Origin of the sequence: Enterococcus sp. DIV1304_2 (assembly GCF_050555445.1) — a bacterium.
GTDB lineage: Bacteria > Bacillota > Bacilli > Lactobacillales > Enterococcaceae > Enterococcus_B > Enterococcus_B pernyi.
The window spans coordinates 976,917-1,002,500 of the sequence record NZ_CP187851.1; the positions used below are offsets into that span (position 1 = coordinate 976,917).

A 25,584-nucleotide genomic window follows, 5' to 3' on the forward strand; every position below is an offset into this window, starting at 1 on the left:
CATAGACATTTAGAAAAAGGGATGTGTATGAGATGAGCGTAGTGAGTCGCATTGAAAGTATGATGAATGACTATTCTTCTGCCGAAAGAAAACTAGCAGATTATATCGTAACACATGTAGAAAAAATACCAACGATGACAGCCAATGAGTTAGCAGAAGCGGCGGGCCTGAGCGCTCCCACAGTTGTTCGTTTCTCCAAAAAACTTGGCTTTCAAAGTTTAACGGATTTTAAAATCACTATTTCCACCGAATTACAAGCAGGTATCGTGGAAGGATTCAGCGATATTGAACCAAATGAATCATTTTATTCAATCAAACATAAATTAGGGAATAATGCGCAAGTAGCGATCAAAGAAACTGTGGATATTTTAGAAGAGGAGATGATCCAACGTGTCGTTGAGCGTCTGGAAGAAGCACAAACAGTTTATCTATATGGTGTGGGCGCATCTTCTTTAGTCGTTGAGGATATCCTCCAAAAATGGTCTCGTGTAGGAAAACCAATCATTTTTGAAAAAGACATCCACGTCTTATTGCCACAATTAGTGAGTAATGAAACAAAAAAAGTGCTATGGCTTGTCTCTAACTCAGGAAACAGCAAAGAAGTGGTAATGATCGGACAGTTAGCCAAAGAAATGGGAATTGATATTATCGCATTGACTCAATTCGGAAATAACCGATTAAGTAAATTGGCCGATGTCGTTGTCCAGACATCAAGACCAAAAGAAATCACGAACCGAAGTGCAGCAACTAACTCATTATTGGCTCAATTTGCAACGATTGATATCATTTTTTATCTTTATATGGCAAAGAATGAAAAATTAACCGAGAAAGTCACTCAAACCAAAGAAGTGATCAAAAATTATGTCAAACAAAAATGAAATAACAGATGATAGTTTTCCACAATGTCATATTTGTTTCCATTGTTTCACAGTAAAAGAAAACTTTATTTTCAAAAATAGCCATATTTTTTAAAGTTTTTTAGAATCCATTTGTGTGACACATTGCTTGTTTGTGAAACAAACTAGTCTTTTTTGGGTCGAGAATTAAAGAATTTCTTGCGGATCAGGATTTTACTTTTTAATTTTGTTTTTTTTAGGTACAATGGAGCCTATAAGTAGGCGAAAAAGAAGGAATGATGAAAAGTTTTATGAAAAAAAATACAAATAATTCTTGGTTAGATCGAATAAAAAAAGGAACACAAGAACCAAAAAATAAAACGTTTCGACGGTCACATGTTCCCTTTCGTTTAAATTTCCTTTTTTTCATTATATTTACGTTGTTCGTGTCATTGATTGCTCGATTAGGTTATTTGCAGATCGTAAACAGTGAGGAACTAGAAGCAAAAGTCAAATCATCTTCGTCTCTAACGGTACAAGTAAGTTCACCACGAGGCATGATCTACGATGCCACCGGGAAAGCTTTGGTGACAAACCAAGCCAACCAAGCAATCACATTCACGAGAGGCAGAAATATGACAGCGGAGGATTTGCTGAAAACAGCAAATACCTTGACACAGTTGATCGATATGCCAGTGGATGAAAATTTGACTACACGTGATAAGAAGGATTTTTGGTTAGCAGATCCCGATCATTTGAAAGCTGCGACTGAACGCCTATCGGCAAAAGAAAAAAGCTTGAGTACGAGTGAGCAATACCAAGCAACTGTAGATAAAGTGACAGATGAGGAAATCAATTTCAATGAGGAACAATTGAAAGCAGCAACGATTTTTAAACGAATGAATAATGCGTATGAACTGAATACAGTTTTCATCAAAAATTCTGGTGTTACAGATCAAGAATTGGCGATCGTGGCAGAACATGCATCAGACCTGCCAGGTGTTTCAACAGGAACTGACTGGGTACGCCAGTATAATGCGGCGGATTCCATAAAGAGTATTCTAGGAAGCGTAACATCAGAAAAACAAGGCTTACCTGCCGATCAAGTGGAAGAATTCTTGGCAAAAGGCTACTCACGTAATGACCGAGTAGGCCAAAGCTATTTAGAAAAACAATATGAAGATGTCTTACAAGGCACAAAGACACAATATGAAATCACTTTAGATAACAATGGAAATGTCATCCAACAAAAAGAATTGTATGCAGGAGAAAAAGGATCGAATTTGATGTTATCGATCAATGCAGAGTTCCAAGCGAAGGTCGAAGAGATTCTTAGAAACAATTATCAAAAATTAGTCGATAATGGAAAAGCCCAATACTCACCAGGTGCGTATGTAGTCGCGATGAATCCTCAAACAGGTGAAGTATTAGCGATGACGGGTTTCAGCCATGAGCAAGGCTCAAAAGAGTTGACTGAAAATGCCCTTGGTACGATCACGAATGCCTTTGTTCCAGGATCTGTTGTAAAGGCAGGTACGTTAGCCGCCGGTTGGCAAAGTGGCGTGATCAGCGGTAATCAAGTATTAGTAGATGAACCGATTCGATTACAAGGCTCTTCAGAAAAAAGCTCCGTCTTCAATCGTACTGGATCTGTACCTTTGGATGTGGTCCAAGCGTTAGAGCTTTCATCAAATACCTATATGATCAAAGTAGCGTTGAAGATGCTGGGGTTAGAGTACGTACCAAATATGGGCTTACCTAGTCTAAGTGAAGAGGCACAAGCGTATGAACAATTGCGTGACGGCTTTAAACAATTTGGACTTGGAACAGTCACAGGGATCGATTTACCAAATGAGTCTGCGGGGATCTCACACTCTGTTGAATACATGAAGAAATTCAATGCAGACAACGGACAAGACTGGTTCACACCAGGAAACTTTACTGACTTGGCATTTGGCCAGTTCGATACGTATACCCCGATCCAGTTAGCGCAATATGCAGCAACAGTAGCGAACGGTGGAAAAAGAATCCAACCACGCATTGTCAAAGGCATTTACGGGAACGACGAGAATGGTAACTTAGGTGAAGTGAAAAAAGAGATGGAACCAGTTGTCGAAAATACAGTAGACGTGTCTCCTGAAGAGATGGCCCTTTTACGTGAAGGATTCCATCAAGTAGTCCATGGAACAAATAACTACACGACTGCTCGATCATTAGCAGATGCAAAAATGGATCTTTCTGCTAAAACAGGGACAGCCGAAACAGTCGCTGAAGGTCATCCCGATATCGTAACAGTCAATAGTAATATTGTGGCTTACGGACCAACAGAAAATCCTGAGATTGCGGTAAGTGTTGTCTTACCAAACCTGCTAGATGAAAAAGACCATATGAATTCGGTCATAGCCAAAGAAATCATGAATGCTTATTACGATATGTTCATGGCAAACAGATAACAGAGGTCAGAGCAGAAGTATTTAGCCTCAAGAAATAAGGCGCCATCCACGAAGATTTTGTGGATGGCGCCTTATTTTCGAAGAGCTTACTTCTGCTCCCTCTGTTTATTTGGTTTTAAGTGGTGCGAGAGGACGAATGCCCCAGACAGATTTTTTATAATGAAAGTAATTTTTCAAGGTAATTCGCCAAACCGTCTTCTTCATTCGTTTGTTCAGTGACATCGTTGGCTACGCCTTTTAGTTGCTCAGTCCCATTAGCCATTGCCACACCCCAGCCCGCATATTCAAGAAGTTCTAAGTCATTGTGTTCATCACCAAAAGCAATCACGTCTTTTTGTTCGATCGATAGATAATTCGCTACTTGATGGATTCCTTTCGCTTTTTCGATCCCTTTTGAAACAATCTCTAGTATCGCCATTGGGCCACCCCAAGTCCTTACATCGACATGCTTCCCAAATTGACGTGTTAGTTCGGCAGAAACTTGTTCAGCATATTGTTTTTCTGTACGTACCAATAAGGATGTAGGGTTAGTTGTTAGATTTCGTGGAGACAGTAAGTTTTCTGGTTTAGGATTTGGTGAAGCAAAGAATTTTGCGTCAAAAAAATCAAAAGTATCGATAAAGAAAGTGTCGCGATTCTCCGCAGCAATAAAGTCTAGATTCAATTGATTTTTTTGCGCTAAGATCTCAAAAACGATCTCTTTGTTGATCAATGTTTCTTGCTCCCCAGCCCATTGTTGGTTTGGGATATGCACAAGCGCACCGTTAAAGTTGACCATCGGTGTTGTCAATTCTAACTGTTGATAATATTGATAACTCATTCGATAAGGACGTCCGGTTGCAATACTGACATGATGGCCAGCATCAATGGCTTTTCTCAATGTCTCTTGGGTTTTAGAAGTAATGATCGACTCAGGATTCAACGTTGTTCCATCCAAGTCGATCGCAATCAATTTTTTGTTCAATGCTGTCATTCCTTTCAAACAACGATTTGTTTCAGTCTAGCATATTTCAATGAATAAACAAGGTACAGATCTTTCTGAAAAATAAATGCTTTAAAGCAAAAATAGAAAAGAATCAAAACAAATCGAGCTAAACACGAACATTAAAAGATAAAAATGACATTTCATAAAGTTTTGTGTTGAAAAACGAATGAAATGTCTATATAATCTATAAATGTTCGACGGAAAATTATATTTGGATTTATTTTTACATATTATATAGTCCGTTAGAAAAAGTCAGGGAGTGGAAATTTTTATGGAAAAGTTTTTCCAACTAAAGAAAAATAATACAAATGTACCAACAGAAATAATGGCTGGTGTAACAACGTTTTTTGCCATGAGTTATATATTATTTGTTAATCCGACGATCTTGTCAGCTGCTGGCATGCCATTTCAGGCAGTCTTTTTAGCGACGATCATTGCTTCGATCATCGGTACTTTAGTTATGGGATTATTTGCTAATGTGCCTTATGCACAAGCCCCAGGAATGGGTTTGAATGCTTTCTTCACATTTACAGTTGTTTTTGGGTTAGGTTATTCGTGGCAAGAAGCATTAGCCATGGTCTTTATTTGTGGGTTGATTAATGTATTTATTACAGTAACAAATATTCGGAAAATGATCATCCATGCTATTCCTGAGAGTTTACAACATGCAATCGGCGGTGGTATTGGGATTTTTGTTGCATACGTTGGGATCAAAAATGCTGGATTTTTGTCTTTCTCTGCAGATCAATCAGCGATAACTAGTTCTGTGGTTGATAATGGTCAAGTGACGAATGTGACGATCAACGGTGGGATCGTTCCAGAACTTGCAAACTTCAATAATGCGCCGATCCTACTAGCTGTCATTGGATTAGTTTTGACATCGATCTTAGTTGTTAAAAATGTTCGTGGTGCAATCTTGATCGGTATCGTAGTAACAACGATCATCGGGATCTTGATGGGTGTTGTGGATCTAGGAACGATCGATTGGGAACAAAATTCTTTAGGCAATTCAATCAATGAACTAGGCACGACGTTTGGTGCAGCATTTGGTGCGGAAGGGATGCAATCTTTATTCAGCGATAGCTCTAAGATCCCACAAGTCCTGATGACGATCATTGCCTTTAGTTTATCCGATACATTTGATACGATCGGTACGTTCATCGGTACTGGACGGCGTACAGGTATTTTCTCTAAAGAAGATGAGGAAGCTTTGGAAGATGGACGAGGATTCAAAACTAAAATGGATAAAGCGTTGTTCGCTGACGCAATCGCAACATCGATCGGTGCGATTTTCGGAACATCGAATACAACGACTTATGTCGAATCAGCAGCTGGTATTGGCGCTGGTGGTCGTACAGGTTTGACTTCAGTTGTCGTAGCCGCATTATTTGCTTTAAGTAGCTTATTTTCTCCACTGATCGCTATTGTACCGGCACAAGCAACTGCACCAGCATTGATCTTAGTTGGTGTGATGATGATGGCTTCGTTTGCTGATATCAATTGGTTAGATATGGAAGAAGCATTACCTGCCTTTTTTGCTTCGATCTTCATGGGATTAGCTTACAGCATCTCTTACGGAATCGCTGCTGGTTTTATCTTCTACACGATCATGAAAGTGATCAAAGGCAAAACAAACGAGATTTCAATTGCTCTATGGGTTGTTGATATTTTATTCATTCTCAACTTCGTCATTTTAGCAATCATTTAAAAGACATTTTTAATAGGAGTGAAGAGTAGGTTAACTCTTTGCTCCTATTTTATTGTTGTCTTTAGACCAAGTTGAGCTCGCAAAGCGAGTGAAACAGAAAACCACCTGCTATGCGGGTGGGGAATAAAAGGTTCTACCAAAAAGCCCTTCCTATCGTTAAAATATGATTGTTCAGGTCATATTGATAACGAAAGGAAGGGAAAAGAAATGGCTAATAAAGCAAATAGTTTAGCCCATACAAAGTGGTTGTGCAAATACCACATTGTATTCACACCAAAGTATAGAAGAAAAATCATCTATAATCAATATCGAGCAAGTATTCAAGAAATTATCAAACGACTATGCAAGTACAAGGGAGTAGAAATCTTGGAGGGACATATGATGCCAGATCACGTCCATCTGTTATTGAGTATCCCGCCAAAAATAAGTGTGTCAAGTTTTATGGGTTATCTTAAAGGAAAGAGTGCATTGATGATTTTTGATAAGCATGCAAATTTAAAATATAAATTTGGCAATCGACATTTTTGGGCAGAAGGATATTATGTAAGCACTGTGGGATTGAATGAAGCGACCATAAGGAAATACATTCAAGAACAGGAGAAACATGATATAGCGCTAGATAAATTGAGCGTTCGAGAATATGAAGACCCTTTTAAGGGTTAAAGAGTAGAACAAACACCTTTTTAAAGGTAGGCAAAAGTGACAAAGGCAATATGGCTTGAACATGAAATGAGAAAGCCAGCGTCTTTAGGCGCTGGCCGGTGTTAAGGGCTTATAGCCCTAGAGCAAACCATCCTTTTGAAGGGTGGTTATGATTTGGTCTATGTCCTCTTTGACAAAAATGAATGATACTGGCACATACGTTGCACACACGTACAAAAATAGGTATGATAATAGAGACGAAAGAAGGGTGATAGATGAAGGTTCAATGGAGAAAAAATTTATTCGTAGCTTGGATAGGCTGCTTTTTTACTGGTTCAAGTATCAGTTTAGTCATGCCATTCATTCCAGTTTACGTCGAACAACTAGGTACACCTAAGGATCAAATTGAATTATTTTCAGGATTAGCGATTTCAGTAACAGCCTTTGCTGCGGCGATCGTTGCGCCTATTTGGGGAAATCTAGCCGATCGAAAAGGACGGAAAATGATGATGATCCGGGCAGCAGCAGGTATGACGATCACTATGGGATCACTAGCTTTTGTCCCAAATGCTTATTGGCTTTTAGTCATGCGTTTCTTTAATGGGATTTTATCTGGATACATACCTAATGCGACAGCGATGATTGCTTCACAAGCGCCTAAAGAGAAAAGTGGTTGGGCGTTAGGCACGCTTTCTACTGGGGCAGTGGCAGGGACGCTGATTGGTCCGTCAATGGGAGGCGCTTTGGCGCAATGGTTCGGAATGGAAAATGTTTTTTTGATTACTGGAGGGTTATTACTGATCACCACGATCTTAACGATTTTCATGGTAAAAGAAGATTTCCAACCGGTAGAGAAAAAAGATATGATCAGTACCAAAGAAGTTTTTGCTAAAATGGATCACTTTTCTGTGTTAGTCGGTTTATTTGTTACTACTCTGATCTTACAGTTAGGGATCACCACGATCAGCCCGATCTTGACATTGTACATTCGGGAATTGAGTGGTGACACATCCAATATCTTATTTGTTAGTGGACTGATTGTTTCAGTATCAGGTGTTTCAGCAGTATTTTCTTCTCCAAGACTGGGGAAATTAGGGGATAAGATCGGAAATCAGAAGGTGCTGTTAGCAGGTTTGGTACTTTCGTTTTGTTGTTACTTACCAATGGCATTTGTGACTACGCCCTTACAATTAGGGATCTTACGTTTTATATTAGGTTTTTCGACAGGTGCGTTGATGCCATCGATCAATACATTGATCAGCAAGATCACACCAGAAGAAGGTGTCAGTCGCGTATACAGCTATAACCAAATGTTTACGAACTTTGGTCAAGTACTAGGACCGATGTTAGGTTCGACAGTCGCTCATGCGTACAATTATAGTACAGTGTTTATTGTGACTAGTCTCTTTGTTCTGACGAATATCCTTTTATCACTATTTAATTTTAGAAAAGTACTTCATCAAAAACTATGATCAAGAAAAAAACAGATTGGAGTATTTCTCCAATCTGTTCGGCTTTTATGAATGTGAAGCGGACGAAGTTTCTTTTTTAGGTGTTGCAACAGCGCTGATCAAAATGACGATCAATCCTGCAACCAATGAAATAATAGTCGTCATGGTAAAATCATATGGGCTACTAGACAATGCACCACCGATATAGCCAACCACTTGACCTAAAATGACTGCCCAAAATAATGTGACGATATATCGCATATCAAACACCTCTTTTCTAAGTTCAGTTTACCAGATTTTTTTTGAATGTAAAGGGAGAAACAGGCATTCAACGTCAGTGGATAGTATAAAAAGTATAGATCGTTCATCGAATGGGAAAAGCATGATGAAAGACGAATACACGTAACCAGTCATACAAGGTAACGAGTTGATGTTACGAATATTCCCCTAAAAAGAAAGTGAATGGAAAAGGTGGTATGTAAAAATGTTTCTTCCACAACTTTATACGATCACCTCGTATTCTTTGTTGCAAAGTACGATTCGCATAAACGAATACGTTCGAGAAGCAAAGAAACTAGGCTATCAGACATTAGCGATCACAGATAAGGATGTGCTATCTGGGGCAGCGGAATTTTACCGCATCTGTATGAGTGAAAAAATACAACCAATTATTGGACTGAACTTGACCTACCAGTTTCAAGAACGTCATTATGAGTTACTACTCTACGCAAAAGATAGGATCGGCTACCAACAATTGATCAAGCTCTCAAGCAAGAAAATGATCCGAGAAAAAATCGAGCTTCACGAGATCGATGAACTCGATCATTTGCTTGTCGTTTTACCAACCAAAAAATCGATTGCTGATGACTACGGTGTGTCAGCATCATTTGATAGCCATTGGCAAAGTTTGCAAGAAAAAATAGCATCTTCTCATCTTTATGTTGGTGTCACAGAAGAAACGCCCCTAGAAGCTCCAGAATGGCTAGCTTATTTACGAACAAATCAATTTCAACTTTGTGCAGTACATCCGATTGCTAGTTTGCACCAAGAGGAACTTTTTTCTTTGGAAACAATGAAACATCTGCGTGAAGGAACGCAACTCTCTTTTGATGAAGTGCGACAAACGACTCGTGATTCAGCCACAGGTTTTTTACTTCCCGAAGCAGAATTACGACAAAGATTCATAAACGCAGGATTGGAAGAAGCGTTGAACAATGCGCAGCAATTAGCTAAAACAGTAACTTTTGAATTTCAGTTCCATCAGAAATTACTACCACATTATCCGGTACCAGAAAATCGAAGTGCAGGAGAGTATTTACAGGAACTTTGTCAGAAGCAATTAGGCAAGCGTGTGGAAAAGATCACTGCAGCTTACCAAGAGCGCTTAGATTATGAACTGTCAGTGATCCACCAGATGGGATTTGATGATTATTTCTTGATCGTTTGGGATGTCATGGCTTTTGCTCATAAAAAAAACATCGTTACTGGTGCTGGTCGTGGTTCAGCTGCGGGGTCATTAGTCGCCTATGTGTTGGAGATCACAGATGTAGATCCATTGGAGTACGACTTGCTATTTGAACGTTTTTTGAATCCAGAACGATACACGATGCCAGATATCGATCTAGACATTCCTGATAATCGCAGAGAAGAAGTGCTGATTTATGTTCGTGAGAAATATGGTCAATACCATATGGCACAAATCGCCACGTTTGGAACCATGGCAGCTAAAATGGTGCTAAGAGACGTGGCACGTGTCTTTGGCCTCTCACAAAGCGAAGCAAATCGTTGGTCTAAAGCGATTCCTAATCAATTGAAAATGACGTTGAATGAGGCTTATCGAACTTCTAACAAGCTGGTTGAATTAGTACAAGCGAGTGAAAAAAATCAATTGTTGTTCCATACTGCAAAAATACTTGAAGGTTTGCCAAGACACGTTTCTACCCATGCAGCTGGTGTCGTTTTAAGTGATAAGAATCTACTAGAGTTAGTTCCTTTACAAAAAGGATCAGATGAAGCATATTTGACTCAGTATACAATGAATGATGTCGAAGCTATTGGGTTGTTAAAAATGGATTTTCTTGGATTAAGAAATCTGTCTATTATCGATTACACAGTGAAAGCAATCAAACGTGTCGAAAACAAAGATATCGAACTCAAAGAAATACCATTAGATGATCCTAAAACTTTACAGCTTTTCCAACGTGGCGAAACAACAGGGGTCTTTCAATTCGAATCTGCCGGGATTCGGAATGTCCTCCGGAGATTAGGACCAGAAAACATTGAAGATATTGCCGCTGTCAACGCCTTGTATCGTCCTGGACCAATGCAAAATATCGATACATTTATCGCTCGTAAGAAAGGGAAGGAAAGAATCCATTATCCCGACGATTCACTACAACCGATGTTGAAAAATACGTATGGCGTCATTGTGTATCAGGAACAAATTATGCAGATTGCTTCAACCATGGCTGGATTTTCTCTTGGACAAGCGGATATTTTGAGGCGAGCAATCAGTAAAAAGAAAAAAGACGTGATTGATCAAGAAAGAGATCATTTTGTTCAAGGTGCCAACCAACAAGGGTACAGTAAGGAAAAGGCCAATGAAGTGTACGAATATATCGAACGCTTTGCTAACTATGGGTTCAATCGTTCCCACGCGTTTGCTTACTCCTTTGTTGGCTTTCAAATGGCCTATCTCAAAGTTCATCACCCTGGTGCATTTTTTATGAGTTTGATGAATTCCGTCCGTCACAACACGGCAAAGTTAAAAGAGTATATTGCTGAGGCAAAAAAGTATAAAATAAAGCTGACCCCTCCATCCATCAATCAAAGTTTTTATGGTTTTGAGCTGACGGATAAAGAAACCATTCGTTTCGGATTGACAGCAATCAAAGGTGTTCGTCGAGATTTTGTTGAGGAGATCATTCGTGAACGAAAAGAAGATGGGCCATTCCGTTCGGTTGATCAGTTTCTGATTCGTATCAATAAACGTTGGCTCAAATTGGAGTTGCTACAAACATTAGTTGCATCAGGTGTTTTTGATGAATTAGTAGGAAACCGCAGACAGTTGATGTTGGATCTGGAAGGTAAGATCCAAAACATCTTATATAGTGGTGGTAGTTTAGACCTTTTAGATATCATGGCTTTAAAAGAGGAAGAAGTCGCAGATTATAGCCTCGAAGAGAAGCTTCAATTAGAAGAAGAGCATTTAGGTGTCTATTTATCTGGTCATCCGACAGAAGGGTATGAGCGACTTAAATTAGCAAAAAAAGTCCATTTAGTCACAGAAATCGTCCCTAAACAAGCCACAAATGTTTTAGTGATGGTCAAAGAGGTAAGAGAAATCCGTACGAAAAAAGGAGCGTTGATGGCTTTTGTCAGCGGGACAGATAGTAGTGGAGAAATAGCTATTACCGTTTTTCCAGAGCTGTACCGCCAAGCGCGTCCATTATTCAAAGAAAATCAAGTGATTTTCGTGCAAGGACGTTCAGAAATCAGTAAATATAATCAAGAATTGCAGCTGATTGCAGAAGTAGTCGCTGATCCTGAAGAATTGCAACAGCAGTATCCAGAACAAACGTGTTATTTGAGAATCAGGGAAGAGGCAGATCAACCAGATACGATGAAACAACTGCAAGAATTGTTCAAAAAATTCCCAGGATATATTCCTGTTGTGATGTATCATGAAAAAGACCAACGAAAAGTTGTGTTATCTGAAGCCTTTTGGCTCGATGGTTCAGACAGTCTCAAGCAGCAATTAGCTTACCTTTTAAAAGAAGAAAATGTTGTTTTCAAATAACTTACGGTAAAAGATACTATTTGCTTTCATTTTTTTTCATTTTTTTATCAGGAAATCAAGACAAGTGAGCAAAATAATGTTAGAATGTTAGTCGTGGTTAATACAAAGAAGGTTATAAACCTAAGTCTTGCTTAGGATAAAGTAATTTAATGAGGTGAAGATGAATATGAAACGCATCGGAATTTTGACTAGTGGTGGAGATGCTCCTGGGATGAATGCAGCAGTTCGTGCAGTCGTTCGTAAAGGTATATATGAAGGATTGGAAGTTTACGGGATCAATTATGGTTTTGCTGGATTAGTTGCCGGAGATATCCGTCGATTAGATGTTGCAGATGTCGGTGATAAGATCCAACGCGGAGGTACATTCTTATACTCTGCACGTTATCCTGAATTTGCAACAGAAGAAGGACAATTAAAAGGAATCGAACAATTGAAAAAATTCGGTATCGAAGGTCTTGTTGTGATCGGTGGCGATGGTTCTTACCATGGCGCGATGGCTTTGACTAAACGTGGTTTCCCAGCAGTGGGTGTACCAGGTACGATCGATAACGATATTCCAGGAACTGATTTTACGATCGGTTTTGATACTGCAATCAACACAGTATTAGAATCAATCGACCGTATCCGTGATACAGCAACTTCGCACGTTCGTACATTCGTGATCGAAGTAATGGGACGTAATGCTGGAGATATCGCTTTATGGTCAGGTGTTGCTGGTGGAGCGGATGAGATCATCATTCCTGAGCATGATTTTGATATGGCAGTTGTTGCCAAAAAAATCCAAGATGGCCGCGATCGTGGCAAAAAACATTGCTTGATCATTTTGGCAGAAGGCGTAATGGGCGGAAACGAATTTGCAGAAAAATTGTCAGAATATGGCGATTATCATACACGTGTATCGATCTTAGGACACGTTGTACGTGGTGGTTCACCAACTGCACGCGACCGTGTATTAGCAAGTAAATTTGGCGCACATGCTGTTGAACTATTGCAACAAGGTAAAGGTGGTTTGTGTATCGGTATTCGCGACAACGATATCGTTGAGGCTGATATCATCGACACACTAGAAAATAACAAACACCAACCAGATTTATCATTATATGACTTGAACAACTCACTTTCTTTCTAATAAAGAAAAGTAGTCAGATAAATCAATAGATATATATGGGAGTGGGAAGCAGGTCTTCCCAATATCTAACAGATATTTAAGCTTTGAATGGCTTTAAATAAACAATTTGAATGGGAGAGTTTTGTAAAATGAAAAAAACGAAAATCGTTAGTACATTAGGACCAGCCAGTAATTCAGTAGAAACTATTTCTAAATTGATTGAATCTGGAGCAAATGTCTTCCGCTTCAACTTTTCACATGGTGACCATGAAGAACAATTATCACGTATGGTAATGGTTCGCGAAGCAGTGAAGAAAACTGGTAAAGATGTCGGCATCCTTTTAGATACAAAAGGTGCAGAAATCCGTACAACAGTTCAAGGCACAACTGAAGAAGATTTTGGCCGTGCAGGCTACATCAAATTTGAAGTTGGCGACAAAACACGCATCTCAATGGACCCTGAACATGTAGGTTCAAAAGAAAAAATCGCAGTAACTTATCCAGGTCTTTTTGAAGACGTTCATGTAGGTGGACATATCTTATTCGATGATGGTTTGATCGACATGGAAATCATTGAAAAAGATGAAGCAACGCGTGAATTAGTAGTAGAAGTGAAAAATGCAGGTATGCTAGGATCACGTAAAGGTGTTAACGCACCAGGCGTTTCAATCAGCTTACCAGGTATTACACCAAAAGATGCAGACGATATCCGCTTCGGACTAGATAACGACATCGACTTCATCGCTGCAAGTTTTGTTCGTAAAGCACAAGACGTATTAGATATTCGTGAAATTTTAGAAGAAAAAGACATGACACATGTTCAAATCTTCCCTAAAATCGAATCTCAAGAAGGTATCGACAACATTGATGAAATCATCAAAGTTTCTGATGGTATCATGATTGCTCGTGGAGACATGGGTGTTGAGATTCCTGCTGAATTAGTACCAATGGTTCAAAAACGTATCATCAAAAAATGTAACGCTGCGGGTATCCCAGTAATCACTGCAACACAAATGTTAGAATCAATGCAAGAAAACCCACGTCCAACACGTGCGGAAGCATCTGACGTTGCCAATGCAGTATTTGACGGAACAGACGCAACAATGTTATCAGGTGAATCAGCAAATGGTGACTATCCTGTTGAAGCTGTTGCAACAATGGCTCGTATCGACCAACAAGCTGAATTAGCATTAGCAGAATTAGGTTCATTCCAATTAAATGAATTTGACAAAACTGATGTAACAGAAACAATCGGTTTATCAGTGGCACGTGCTGCGAAAAACTTAGGCGTAAAAACAATCGTTGCTGCAACTGAATCTGGTTACACAGCAAAAATGATCTCTAAATACCGCCCAGATGCTGACATCTTAGCTGTTACATTTGACGAACGCACAAAACGTGGTTTGATGCTTAACTGGGGTGTATATCCAACAGTTGCTGAAAAACCAACAACAACAGACGAAATGTTTGAATTAGCTGCGAAAAAAGCAGTCGAATTAGGTTTCGCTTCAGAAGGTGACTTGATCTTGATCACTGCTGGTGTACCAGTTGGTGAACGTGGAACAACAAACGTAATGAAGATTCAAATGATTGGTTCAAAATTGCTTGAAGCACAAGGAATTGGCCAACAATCTGTTGTAGCGAACGCTGTAGTTGCTTCATCAGCAGCAGAAGCAATCAAAAAAGCAAAAGATGGTATGGTATTAGTTGTTCCTTCAACTGACAAAGAATTCATGCCTGCAATCGAAAAAGCAGCAGCAGTAGTTGTTGAAGAAGGCGGTTTGACTTCACATGCAGCAGTTGTGGGAATTGCACAAGATATTCCTGTAATCGTTGGTGCGAAAGATGCAACTTCAACAATCAAAGATGGTGAATTGATCACTGTTGACGCTCGTCGTGGTATCGTTTATCGCGGAGAAACAACAGCTATCTAATTGAAATCAAAATCAAAAAGAGTGTTGAGAGAAATCTCAGCACTCTTTTTTTGTTTTTTATTGTGTGTGAGTTGAGCAAGTCATTTTTGAGTTTTCATAAATTCATGGATGACTTCGATCACGTTTTCATGTAAAACCGTTGGTAACTGCTGTGCACGAGTGGCTAATGAAATCAAAAAACGTGGTTGAGCAGTATCTGCTAAAGGAATAGCTACGAGATTATCTTCAGGATGAATTGCGATCTCGGTGAGAAAGCCAATCCCGATATTTTCTCGGATCATGCTTTTCAAAATAGTTAAGTCATTACTCTGATAAACGATCTTAGGTACAATATGCGTTTGCTTAGAAAGCTTTGTAAACGCAGCAGGATGGACGTAGTGTTCATTTAATAAAACAAATTGATCGTTGACTAGCTCCTTAAAAGAAATGCTTGTACGATCTGCTAGAGGGTGTGAAGGGGACACAATGATCATGAAGCATTTATCCAACAATGGCTCGACTTCTAGCTTTTGATCAACGATCGGTTGCGTTGATCCAAGAATCGCAAGATCAATCCGCCCTTGATGAATCATGCCATATAGATCACGAGAACCTCCGTCGATGATATCGATTTGACCCATTAATTGATGCTTGATAAAATAGCTCGATAATTTTGGAAAATATTCATTGCCAATGATAGGTGGCATACCAAAGCGCAATTTTTTCTTTTGTAGTTGAGCAATCTCTGCCTTAGCAAGTGTAATTTCTTGTAAGACGGATTGTGCATGGATCAATAATTGCTTACCAGCAGGAGTGATGATCAATTCATGATGGGAACGATCTCTTGTAATCAGTGTGGCACCAATTTCTTTTTCCAGGCGTTGTAAGGCATAAGTGATCGTCGGTTGACTGACCTCAAAAAACTTAGCCACCTTAGTAAAGTTTTTTTGTTTGACGATTTGAACATAGTATTCAAGATCTCTTGTATTCATGAATCGATTCGCTCCCTTGACATATAAATAATGTTTATTGTAATCGATAATTTTGACTATAACAAACCTAAAAGACTACACTTAAAAAAGAAATAAGTAATCTGCTAGGCTAGTGGCACGCGAATCGTCTTTTAGATTAAAACAAAAAATAGAAGAAGCAACATGTTTGAGCAGTGCTGGCTCATATTTATAAAGAGATTGCTTCACTAAATGGGTACTGAGGAGATGGAAGAAATGGTATTTTTTCAATCAATTGAAAGTGTGATCAGTATAATCTTGATGATTGGACTAGGCTATGTACTAAAAAGCTTGGGGTGGTTTGATGAACAGTTTGGGGGAAGTATCTCTTCCTTGATTACTAAAGTAGCTTTACCCGCCTCGATTTTTGTTTCAGTTATGAAGAATTTAACTAAAAGCAGTTTGATTGAACTATCTGGAAGTTTGATATATCCGATCGCTGCAGTGATCATTTCCTACCTGATTGCTTATGTGCTAACAAAATTACTCAAGATACAACCAGGTAGACGGGGGATTTTTATGAATGCAGTAGTGAATGCCAATACGATATTTATTGGCTTGCCACTCAATATTGCCCTTTTTGGCGAAGCCTCTTTACCTTACTTTTTAATTTATTATGTGACAAATACCGTATCGACCTGGGCATTTGGTGTGTTTTTGATCGCTAATGATGACCCGACAAAAGATCGAACAGAAAAGAAAACGAAGCTGAATTGGAAAAAGCTTTTGCCAGCGCCTTTATTAGGTTTTATTCTTGCGCTTTTCTTCTTGGTGTTAGAGATCCCTGTACCTGATTTTGTCAATTCAACACTAAATTATGTAGGCGGGATCGTGACGCCATTATCATTGATCTATATCGGAATTGTTTTATACGATGCAGGGTTGAAAAGTATTCGATTTGATCGGGATACGATCGTTGCTTTGATCGGTCGATTTATCTTAGCACCAGCTATATTGATTGGACTCATGGTAATAGGTAAATATGCCTTTGGTGCAGAACTAGCCCCTCTACTGAAACAAACGTTGATCGTACAGTCAGCTACACCTATGCTAGCTGTCTTACCAATCCTTGCAAATGAAGCACACGGTGATGTGAAGTATGCAACGAATCTTGTCACGACGAGTACCTTACTATTTGTGTTCGTTGTACCTATTTTAATGCAATTGATCCAATACATTTGATATCTGATCAAACGGTGATAGCTAGCGACAAAGTAAACGCAGAGCGAATAAATCTCACGTAGATGAGAAAAACGCTCTGTGTTTTTTTATGAAGTGTAAGGTGTCAAGAAAATTTCATTGACAACCGACTTTTTGCCCTGTATAATAGCTTTTGTTGCTTAGGAGTGATGAAACTATGAAATGGTCTTTATTGGAATTGAGAAAATACCAAGAGACACCGTTAACTTTTCATGAGACCCTTGACGTAAAAAAGGCTCTTATGAAGCGAGACGATTCAATTTTAGATGTTGCGCCTGTGGAAGTCGAAGGTCTAGTCTCAGTAGATAACAAAGGCTATCTCGTTCATTACACTGCGCAGACGACACTGACTGTTCCGTCCACTCGTTCATTGACACCAGTTGAATTACCAATCAAACTGTCTGTAGATGAATTGTTTATGACGATGGAGCAATACCAACGTAGAGATGTACAGTTATCTTCAGAAGAGATCCTCTTAATCGAAGGAACGCATCTAGATGTGACAGAGTCGATCGAAGACAACATTTTATTGGCGATTCCGATGCGTGTACTCACAGAAGAAGAAGAGCATTCCACTGAATTACCGAAAGGGAACGATTGGGAAGTGCTATCCGAAGAAGAGTACGAAAAACGCAAAACGGAAGAAGCTGAGACAAAAGTAGATCCTCGTCTTGCAAAACTATCAGAATTTTTTGATTCAGCATCAGAAGAAGATGATAACGCGTAAGATTGGAATATATTGTATCAAATATTGATACGAGACTTTACAAGGAGGTGTAGCAAAATGGCAGTACCAGCTAGAAGAACATCGAAAGCTAAAAAAGCAAAACGTCGTACTCATTACAAATTGACAATCAAAGGATTGAACGAATGTCCAAACTGTGGTGAAATGAAAAAAAGCCATCACGTATGTGCAAGTTGTGGTTACTACGATGGTAAGGACGTAATGTCTAAAGAAGCTTAATACATTTTATTTAGAAAATGTAAAACCTCAAGGCTAACCATGGAGCCTTGAGGTTTATTTTTTTGATTCTGAAATAACAATTGTATTCGGAATGACAAGAAGTAAGAAACATCATCGATTCGTACTTATTTGGTTTGCAAGTAAGCTATGTTAAGCTATAATGAGAGAGATTAGGGAGAACATCCCATATGTAGGAGGAGTTTATATGTCAAAACAACAAATCGGCGTTGTCGGAATGGCCGTCATGGGTAAAAATCTAGCCCTTAACATTGAAAGCCGCGGCTACTCTGTTGCACTATTCAACCGTACAGGAGCAAAAACAACAGATGTGGTAGAAGAACATCCAGACAAAAACTTCAAAGCAACATACACAATCGAAGAATTTGTTGATTCAATCGAAAAACCACGTCGTATTCTTTTGATGGTCAAAGCAGGACCAGCAACAGATGCAACGATCCAAGAATTATTACCACATTTAGACAAAGGTGATATTTTGATCGATGGCGGGAATACCTTCTTCCAAGATACGATTCGTCGAAATGAAGAATTAGCCAACTCTGGTATCAATTTTATCGGGACTGGTGTTTCAGGTGGAGAAGAAGGTGCGTTGAAAGGACCTTCGATCATGCCTGGTGGACAAAAAGAAGCGTATGAATTAGTTGCACCGATCCTTGAACAAATTTCTGCAAAAGCAGAAGACGGCACCCCTTGTGTAACTTACATTGGTCCAAATGGTGCAGGCCATTATGTCAAAATGGTCCACAATGGGATCGAGTATGGTGATATGCAACTGATTGCCGAATCTTATGACTTGATGAAAAATATTTTAGGTTTATCTGTCGATGAGATGGCTGATATCTTCAAAGAATGGAACGAAGGTGAATTAGATAGCTACTTGATCGAAATCACTGCGGACATTTTGACACGTAAAGACGATGAAGGTACAGGTCAACCGATCGTAGACGTGATCCTTGATGCTGCAGGGAATAAAGGAACAGGGAAATGGACAAGTCAAAGTGCTTTAGACCTTGGCGTGCCACTTCCATTGATCACAGAGTCTGTCTTTGCCCGTTATATCTCTGCATACAAAGATGAACGTGTACAAGCAAGCAAAATCTTGACACATACGAATGATTTTGAATTCAACGGCGATAAAAAAGAATTTATCGAAAAAATTCGTGAAGCGTTATACTTCAGCAAAATCATGAGCTATGCACAAGGGTTTGCACAGCTACGTGTCGCATCGAAAGACTATGGCTGGGATTTACCATTCGGTGAAATTGCAAAAATCTGGCGTGCCGGCTGTATCATCCGTGCTCGTTTCTTACAAAAAATCACTGATGCCTACGAAAACAATCCTGACATTGAAAATCTATTATTGGATGACTACTTTGTTGAGATCACTAAGAAATACCAACAAGCCGTGCGAGAAGTTGTTGCGTTAGCTGTTCAAGCAGGCGTACCGGTACCAACATTCTCTTCAGCGATTGCTTACTTTGATTCATACAGAGCCGAACGTTTGCCTGCAAATATCATCCAAGCACAACGTGATTATTTTGGCGCACACACGTATGAACGTGTTGACAAAGAAGGAATCTTCCATTACTCATGGTATAACGAAGATTAATCAGCTTCTTTATTCTTCAACATGCTAAACAAATAAGTAATAAATGAAAGAGCTGAGGTCATTTTATAGAGGGCGACTTCAGCTCTTTTTTAAAATAGTATTCCATGATAAAATGATTATAGATTTTAAATTAACTATTGGTATAATAATGGAGTTTAGAAGCCTAGGAGAGAAAGGACAAAATTGAATGAGTAATATTCTAATCATTGAAGATGAGAAAAACTTAGCCCGATTTGTCGAGTTAGAATTAAAACATGAAGGGTATAATGCTGAAGTACATTACAACGGACGAACAGGTCTGGATGCTGCTTTGAATAATGAGTGGGATGCAATTTTATTAGACTTGATGTTACCTGAATTGAACGGACTTGAAGTTTGTCGTCGCGTACGCCAAGCGAAAAATACACCAATTATCATGATGACTGCGAGAGATTCTGTCATTGATAGAGTTTCTGGTTTAGATCATGGTGCAGATGATTACATCGTCAAACCATTTGCAATCGAAGAATTGTTAGCGCGTCTACGTGCTTTATTACGCCGCATCGACATCGAAGGAGACAAAAATGTGGCAAAACAAACAACGATCACTTATCGCGACTTAACGATCGAAAAAGAAAATAGAGTCGTACGTCGTGGCAATGAAGTCATTGAATTAACGAAGCGTGAATATGAACTATTACTTACTTTGATGGAAAATGTCAACGTGGTACTTGCACGGGATGTTTTATTAAACAAAGTTTGGGGCTACGAAACCGAAGTGGAAACAAACGTAGTGGATGTGTATATTCGTTATCTCCGTAATAAAATCGACGTTCCTGGTGAGGAAAGCTATATTCAAACAGTACGTGGGACTGGTTACGTGATGCGCTCGTGAGCAATTACAATCAAACCGAAAAAAGAGAACTTAAAGGTCCATCCTTGACGATCAAGTGGGCCTTTGCAAGTTCTTTCTTCATATTTGTCGTCTTTACGATTTTTGCAGTGATCACCTATAAATCATCGATCAATCTGATCGTAGCTAAGGAAAGAGCAAATGTCGAACATACCATTTCTGAAGCGGCTTCTCGTTTATCAAATTCAGATGAGGAGTTGACATTGATCAATGCCTATCGAAACTTAACGAACGCTGACCAAACCGGTGGTACTGGAGATGATACTGCTGTCATTGAAGGGAACTTGATGAAAATCGACTCCTTTATTTCCGAACTTGGTCAAGCATCGATGGATCTGTATGTTTACGATCTGGATGAAAAATTGATTTTTAAAACACATGAAAAAAGTCGTTCATTGATCCAAACGACCAGGAAGATCCCAACGATCGTTACTTTAGACGGGAAAACTGGCTTTTTATCGATCCAACCTATTTATTCTAAACAAACAAGAGAAAAAATCGGCTATACTCAAACGTTTTATGAACTTTCATCTTTCTATGATATAAGAAATAATCTTTTGTTGACTTTGATCGTGCTAGAGATTGTCTCCTTGATACTAAGTAGTATCTTAGGTTTCTTCCTATCTTCTTACTTCTTAAAACCGTTAAAAGTATTACGAGATACGATGGATACGATCCGTAAAGATCCACAATCAGATATCCATATGCCAGAGATTGATACAGATGATGAGTTAGCAGACCTTGCTGAGATCTTCAATGAAATGCTAGATCGTATGCGTTTGTATATTGAACAACAAGAACAATTTGTGGAAGATGTATCACATGAATTAAGAACACCTGTAGCAATTATTGAAGGGCATCTCAGCTTATTGAATCGCTGGGGGAAAGATGATCCCGAAATTTTAGAAGAATCCCTAACTGCAAGTATGCAAGAAATCAGTCGGATGAAAAGTTTAGTACAAGAAATGCTAGATCTATCACGTGCAGAGCAAGTGGATGTTTATTATGCCAACGAAACGACGAATGCAAAAGAAGTGACTTACCAAGTATTCAATAATTTTAAATTACTTTATCCTGATTATGTTATTACACTGGATGATGACTTACCTAAAGAAGTAACACTACAAATTTTTAGAAATCATTTTGAACAATTGATTATCATCATTTTAGATAATGCGGTAAAGTATTCAACGACAAGAAAAGAAGTCCATATCTCCATTTCATCCACGCTTAGCGAATTTGAGATCGCGATCCAAGATTTTGGGGAGGGAATACCTGAAGAGGACTTGAAGAAAATATTTAATCGTTTTTATCGTGTAGATAAAGCAAGAGCACGAACAAAAGGTGGAAATGGCTTAGGATTGTCGATTGCCAAACAACTTGTAGAAAGCTATAAAGGAAGAATATTAGCAGAGAGTGTAGTAGGGCAAGGGACGATTTTTAGAATTTTTGTACCAATTGTACGAACAGAAGACAAGTAAAGTGATGACTTTACTTGTTTTTTTTATGGATTTATCGACAAACTTCCCTAGGCTATTGATTTCTAAGAAGTTCTTACGTAGCCTTCCCTCTAAAAAGAGACGAACTTTAATTGTAAAATACTAGAATAATACAATTAAATAACATCAAAAAACTGTTGATTTTTAAACATCTTCTACGAATATTCGGCTTTGAAAATAATCGTTGAAAAAAGCATTTTTTCTATTGCAATTTTTTTAAGTCCTTGATATATTATTATTTGTTCTGACAAAGCAGTAAGAAAAGTCATGATAAATTGTTGAATTTAAATGTTGACGAGGTTTTGATGCTGTGTTATAATAACGAAGTCGTTAAAAATAAGGCGATAAAAACCTTAATATACCAACGAAAAAAGTTGTTGACAAATAACAACTGAGATGATATATTAATGAAGTTGCTAAGAAACAACGACAAACAACTTTCTAAGTTAAGAAAGAAAAACTTGTTGACAACTTCTTAAAGAAATGTTAAGATATAAAAGTTGTTAAATAAGAAAGAATAGACCTTTGAAAACTGAACAAAGTAAGACAAACCAAATGTGTAGGGCGTCTTGATTCAATTCAAGACAACAAACATTTTTAACAAGCAAGCAATATGCTAGCAAACAAATTGAGCTTAACAATCGCAAGATTGTTCTAACTTTTATTTATGAGAGTTTGATCCTGGCTCAGGACGAACGCTGGCGGCGTGCCTAATACATGCAAGTCGAACGCTTCTTTTCCCACCGGAGCTTGCTCCACCGGGAAAAGAGGAGTGGCGAACGGGTGAGTAACACGTGGGTAACCTGCCCATCAGAAGGGGATAACACTTGGAAACAGGTGCTAATACCGTATAACAATCGAAACCGCATGGTTTCGTTTTGAAAGGCGCTTTACGGTGCCGCTGATGGATGGACCCGCGGTGCATTAGCTAGTTGGTGAGGTAACGGCTCACCAAGGCCACGATGCATAGCCGACCTGAGAGGGTGATCGGCCACATTGGGACTGAGACACGGCCCAAACTCCTACGGGAGGCAGCAGTAGGGAATCTTCGGCAATGGACGAAAGTCTGACCGAGCAACGCCGCGTGAGTGAAGAAGGTTTTCGGATCGTAAAACTCTGTTGTTAGAGAAGAACAAGGGTGAGAGTAACTGTTCACCCCTTGACGGTATCTAACCAGAAAGCCACGGCTAACTACGTGCCAGCAGCCGCGGTAATACGTAGGTGGCAAGCGTTGTCCGGATTTATTGGGCGTAAAGCGAGCGCAGGCGGTTTCTTAAGTCTGATGTGAAAGCCCCCGGCTCAACCGGGGAGGGTCATTGGAAACTGGGAGACTTGAGTGCAGAAGAGGAGAGTGGAATTCCATGTGTAGCGGTGAAATGCGTAGATATATGGAGGAACACCAGTGGCGAAGGCGGCTCTCTGGTCTGTAACTGACGCTGAGGCTCGAAAGCGTGGGGAGCAAACAGGATTAGATACCCTGGTAGTCCACGCCGTAAACGATGAGTGCTAAGTGTTGGAGGGTTTCCGCCCTTCAGTGCTGCAGCTAACGCATTAAGCACTCCGCCTGGGGAGTACGACCGCAAGGTTGAAACTCAAAGGAATTGACGGGGGCCCGCACAAGCGGTGGAGCATGTGGTTTAATTCGAAGCAACGCGAAGAACCTTACCAGGTCTTGACATCCTTTGACCACTCTAGAGATAGAGCTTCCCCTTCGGGGGCAAAGTGACAGGTGGTGCATGGTTGTCGTCAGCTCGTGTCGTGAGATGTTGGGTTAAGTCCCGCAACGAGCGCAACCCTTATTGTTAGTTGCCATCATTTAGTTGGGCACTCTAGCAAGACTGCCGGTGACAAACCGGAGGAAGGTGGGGATGACGTCAAATCATCATGCCCCTTATGACCTGGGCTACACACGTGCTACAATGGGAAGTACAACGAGTCGCAAAGTCGCGAGGCTAAGCTAATCTCTTAAAGCTTCTCTCAGTTCGGATTGTAGGCTGCAACTCGCCTACATGAAGCCGGAATCGCTAGTAATCGCGGATCAGCACGCCGCGGTGAATACGTTCCCGGGCCTTGTACACACCGCCCGTCACACCACGAGAGTTTGTAACACCCGAAGTCGGTGAGGTAACCTTTTTGGAGCCAGCCGCCTAAGGTGGGATAGATGATTGGGGTGAAGTCGTAACAAGGTAGCCGTATCGGAAGGTGCGGCTGGATCACCTCCTTTCTAAGGAATATTACGGAGACTACACACGTTTGTCGATACTTTGTTCAGTTTTGAGAGGTCTACTCTCAAAATTTTGTTCATTGAAAACTGGATATTGAAGTAAAAATGTAAGTAATACAAACCGAGAACACCGCGTTGAATTTGAAAGCTAAACAAATCGTTTAGCCTTAAGCAAAATAGGCGGCCAGAAGTGAAAGCTTGCTTTCACGGATTGGACGATCTTTTTGTCGAAAAGGCTGATTTGTGTGCTGGATAGAGTTTTTTAATAAGTTCAATTGCTTATTTTTCTTGATTGGACTTCTATCGCTAGAAGAAAGATCAAAACCCAACCGCAAGGTTGATAAGGTTAAGTGAATAAGGGCGCACGGTGGATGCCTTGGCACTAGGAGCCGATGAAGGACGGGACTAACACCGATATGCTTTGGGGAGCTGTACGTAAGCTATGATCCAGAGATTTCCGAATGGGGGAACCCAGCATCTTTTATAGGATGTTACGTATACGTGAATACATAGCGTATACGAGGTAGACGCAGAGAACTGAAACATCTAAGTACCTGCAGGAAGAGAAAGAAAATTCGATTCCCTGAGTAGCGGCGAGCGAAACGGGAAAAGCCCAAACCAATGAGCTTGCTCATTGGGGTTGTAGGACTCCAATATGGTAGTTCTTTCAGATAGTCGAATGACTTGGAAAAGTCAGTCAGAGAGGGTGAAAGCCCCGTAGATGAAATTTGGAAGGCACCTAGGAGGATCCTGAGTACGGCGGAACACGAGGAATTCCGTCGGAATCCGGGAGGACCATCTCCCAAGGCTAAATACTCCCTAGTGACCGATAGTGAACCAGTACCGTGAGGGAAAGGTGAAAAGCACCCCGGAAGGGGAGTGAAATAGAACCTGAAACCGTGTGCCTACAACAAGTCAAAGCCCGTTAATGGGTGATGGCGTGCCTTTTGTAGAATGAACCGGCGAGTTACGATTGCATGCGAGGTTAAGTTGAAGAGACGGAGCCGCAGCGAAAGCGAGTCTGAATAGGGCGTTTGAGTATGTAGTCGTAGACCCGAAACCATGTGATCTACCCATGTCCAGGTTGAAGGTGCGGTAAAACGCACTGGAGGACCGAACCCACGTACGTTGAAAAGTGCGGGGATGAGGTGTGGGTAGCGGAGAAATTCCAAACGAACTTGGAGATAGCTGGTTCTCTCCGAAATAGCTTTAGGGCTAGCCTCGGAATTGAGAATGATGGAGGTAGAGCACTGTTTGGACTAGGGGCCCATCT

At 39.9% G+C, this 25,584-nt stretch carries 17 protein-coding genes and 2 rRNA genes (1 of these 19 cut by a window edge); 16 read left to right on the forward strand and 3 right to left on the reverse strand.

Annotated elements, in window-relative coordinates:
- Positions 1 to 32: 32 nt before the first annotated feature.
- Both IGJ14_RS04630 and IGJ14_RS04635 read left to right on the forward strand, forming a co-directional pair.
- Positions 33 to 878, forward strand: a complete 846-nt coding sequence (locus tag IGJ14_RS04630) for a MurR/RpiR family transcriptional regulator (RefSeq protein WP_010735849.1) — start codon at positions 33 to 35, stop codon at positions 876 to 878.
- Between the two features lie 254 nt (positions 879 to 1,132).
- Positions 1,133 to 3,289: a peptidoglycan D,D-transpeptidase FtsI family protein gene (locus IGJ14_RS04635; RefSeq protein ID WP_041684181.1), complete on the forward strand. Its 2,157-nt coding sequence runs from the start codon at positions 1,133 to 1,135 to the stop codon at positions 3,287 to 3,289.
- A 154-nt stretch (positions 3,290 to 3,443) separates the two neighbouring features.
- Here the strand turns inward: IGJ14_RS04635 and IGJ14_RS04640 are convergent, their stop codons facing one another.
- On the reverse strand, positions 3,444 to 4,253 hold the full coding sequence (locus IGJ14_RS04640; protein WP_010735846.1) for a Cof-type HAD-IIB family hydrolase: 810 nt from the start codon (positions 4,251 to 4,253) through the stop codon (positions 3,444 to 3,446).
- A gap of 292 nt (positions 4,254 to 4,545) precedes the next feature.
- Here IGJ14_RS04640 and IGJ14_RS04645 point away from each other — a divergent pair, with 292 nt between their 5' ends.
- The 3 genes from IGJ14_RS04645 (at position 4,546) to IGJ14_RS04655 (ending at position 8,096) form a co-directional block, all read left to right on the forward strand.
- Positions 4,546 to 5,982 carry an NCS2 family permease gene (locus IGJ14_RS04645; RefSeq protein WP_019723063.1) on the forward strand — a complete coding sequence of 479 codons (1,437 nt, stop codon included), beginning with the start codon at positions 4,546 to 4,548 and terminating at the stop codon, positions 5,980 to 5,982.
- Between the two features lie 207 nt (positions 5,983 to 6,189).
- Positions 6,190 to 6,645, forward strand: a complete 456-nt coding sequence (tnpA, locus tag IGJ14_RS04650) for an IS200/IS605 family transposase (RefSeq protein ID WP_100917284.1) — start codon at positions 6,190 to 6,192, stop codon at positions 6,643 to 6,645.
- 254 nt (positions 6,646 to 6,899) lie between these two features.
- Entirely contained in the window at positions 6,900 to 8,096 is a 1,197-nt protein-coding gene (locus IGJ14_RS04655; RefSeq protein ID WP_010735844.1) for a multidrug efflux MFS transporter, read from the forward strand.
- A 45-nt stretch (positions 8,097 to 8,141) separates the two neighbouring features.
- Here IGJ14_RS04655 and IGJ14_RS04660 read toward each other — a convergent pair whose 3' ends face one another.
- On the reverse strand, positions 8,142 to 8,336 hold the full coding sequence (locus IGJ14_RS04660) for a YjzD family protein (protein WP_010735843.1): 195 nt from the start codon (positions 8,334 to 8,336) through the stop codon (positions 8,142 to 8,144).
- A 223-nt stretch (positions 8,337 to 8,559) separates the two neighbouring features.
- Between IGJ14_RS04660 and dnaE the strand changes: the two genes are divergently transcribed.
- The 3 genes from dnaE to pyk all read left to right on the forward strand — a co-directional run bounded on the left by dnaE (position 8,560) and on the right by pyk (position 14,916).
- Positions 8,560 to 11,874 carry a DNA polymerase III subunit alpha gene (gene dnaE, locus IGJ14_RS04665; protein ID WP_195274527.1) on the forward strand — a complete coding sequence of 1,105 codons (3,315 nt, stop codon included), beginning with the start codon at positions 8,560 to 8,562 and terminating at the stop codon, positions 11,872 to 11,874.
- 166 nt (positions 11,875 to 12,040) lie between these two features.
- Complete coding sequence (pfkA, locus tag IGJ14_RS04670) at positions 12,041 to 13,003, forward strand: 6-phosphofructokinase (RefSeq protein ID WP_034691339.1); 963 nt, start codon at positions 12,041 to 12,043, stop codon at positions 13,001 to 13,003.
- 128 nt (positions 13,004 to 13,131) lie between these two features.
- Positions 13,132 to 14,916, forward strand: a complete 1,785-nt coding sequence (gene pyk, locus IGJ14_RS04675; RefSeq protein WP_010735840.1) for a pyruvate kinase — start codon at positions 13,132 to 13,134, stop codon at positions 14,914 to 14,916.
- 80 nt (positions 14,917 to 14,996) lie between these two features.
- Here the strand turns inward: pyk and IGJ14_RS04680 are convergent, their stop codons facing one another.
- Positions 14,997 to 15,887, reverse strand: a complete 891-nt coding sequence (locus tag IGJ14_RS04680) for a LysR substrate-binding domain-containing protein (protein ID WP_195274525.1) — start codon at positions 15,885 to 15,887, stop codon at positions 14,997 to 14,999.
- Between the two features lie 234 nt (positions 15,888 to 16,121).
- On the opposite strand from IGJ14_RS04680, the gene IGJ14_RS04685 reads away from it, so the two are divergent.
- From IGJ14_RS04685 to IGJ14_RS04720, 8 genes are all read left to right on the forward strand, one after another.
- Positions 16,122 to 17,087 (forward strand): AEC family transporter, encoded by a 966-nt coding sequence (locus IGJ14_RS04685; protein ID WP_019723059.1) that lies wholly within the window; start codon positions 16,122 to 16,124, stop codon positions 17,085 to 17,087.
- Positions 17,088 to 17,262: 175 nt separating this feature from the next.
- Positions 17,263 to 17,832, forward strand: coding sequence for a YceD family protein (locus tag IGJ14_RS04690; RefSeq protein ID WP_195274524.1), 570 nt, complete (start codon positions 17,263 to 17,265; stop codon positions 17,830 to 17,832).
- Positions 17,833 to 17,889: 57 nt separating this feature from the next.
- Complete coding sequence (gene rpmF / locus IGJ14_RS04695; RefSeq protein WP_010735836.1) at positions 17,890 to 18,069, forward strand: 50S ribosomal protein L32; 180 nt, start codon at positions 17,890 to 17,892, stop codon at positions 18,067 to 18,069.
- 205 nt (positions 18,070 to 18,274) lie between these two features.
- Positions 18,275 to 19,696: an NADP-dependent phosphogluconate dehydrogenase gene (gndA, locus tag IGJ14_RS04700; RefSeq protein ID WP_034688385.1), complete on the forward strand. Its 1,422-nt coding sequence runs from the start codon at positions 18,275 to 18,277 to the stop codon at positions 19,694 to 19,696.
- A gap of 187 nt (positions 19,697 to 19,883) precedes the next feature.
- A complete protein-coding gene (locus IGJ14_RS04705) occupies positions 19,884 to 20,570 on the forward strand; it encodes a response regulator transcription factor (RefSeq protein ID WP_010735834.1) in 687 nt (228 codons plus the stop codon).
- Entirely contained in the window at positions 20,567 to 22,069 is a 1,503-nt protein-coding gene (locus IGJ14_RS04710; protein ID WP_065096743.1) for a HAMP domain-containing sensor histidine kinase, read from the forward strand. Before IGJ14_RS04705 ends, IGJ14_RS04710 begins: the two co-directional genes overlap by 4 nt.
- A 681-nt stretch (positions 22,070 to 22,750) precedes the next feature.
- Positions 22,751 to 24,311 (forward strand): 16S ribosomal RNA (locus IGJ14_RS04715).
- 344 nt (positions 24,312 to 24,655) lie between these two features.
- A 23S ribosomal RNA gene (locus tag IGJ14_RS04720) occupies positions 24,656 to 25,584 on the forward strand; it runs 1,986 nt beyond the window's last position.
- The 16S and 23S rRNA genes sit together here, the layout of an rRNA operon.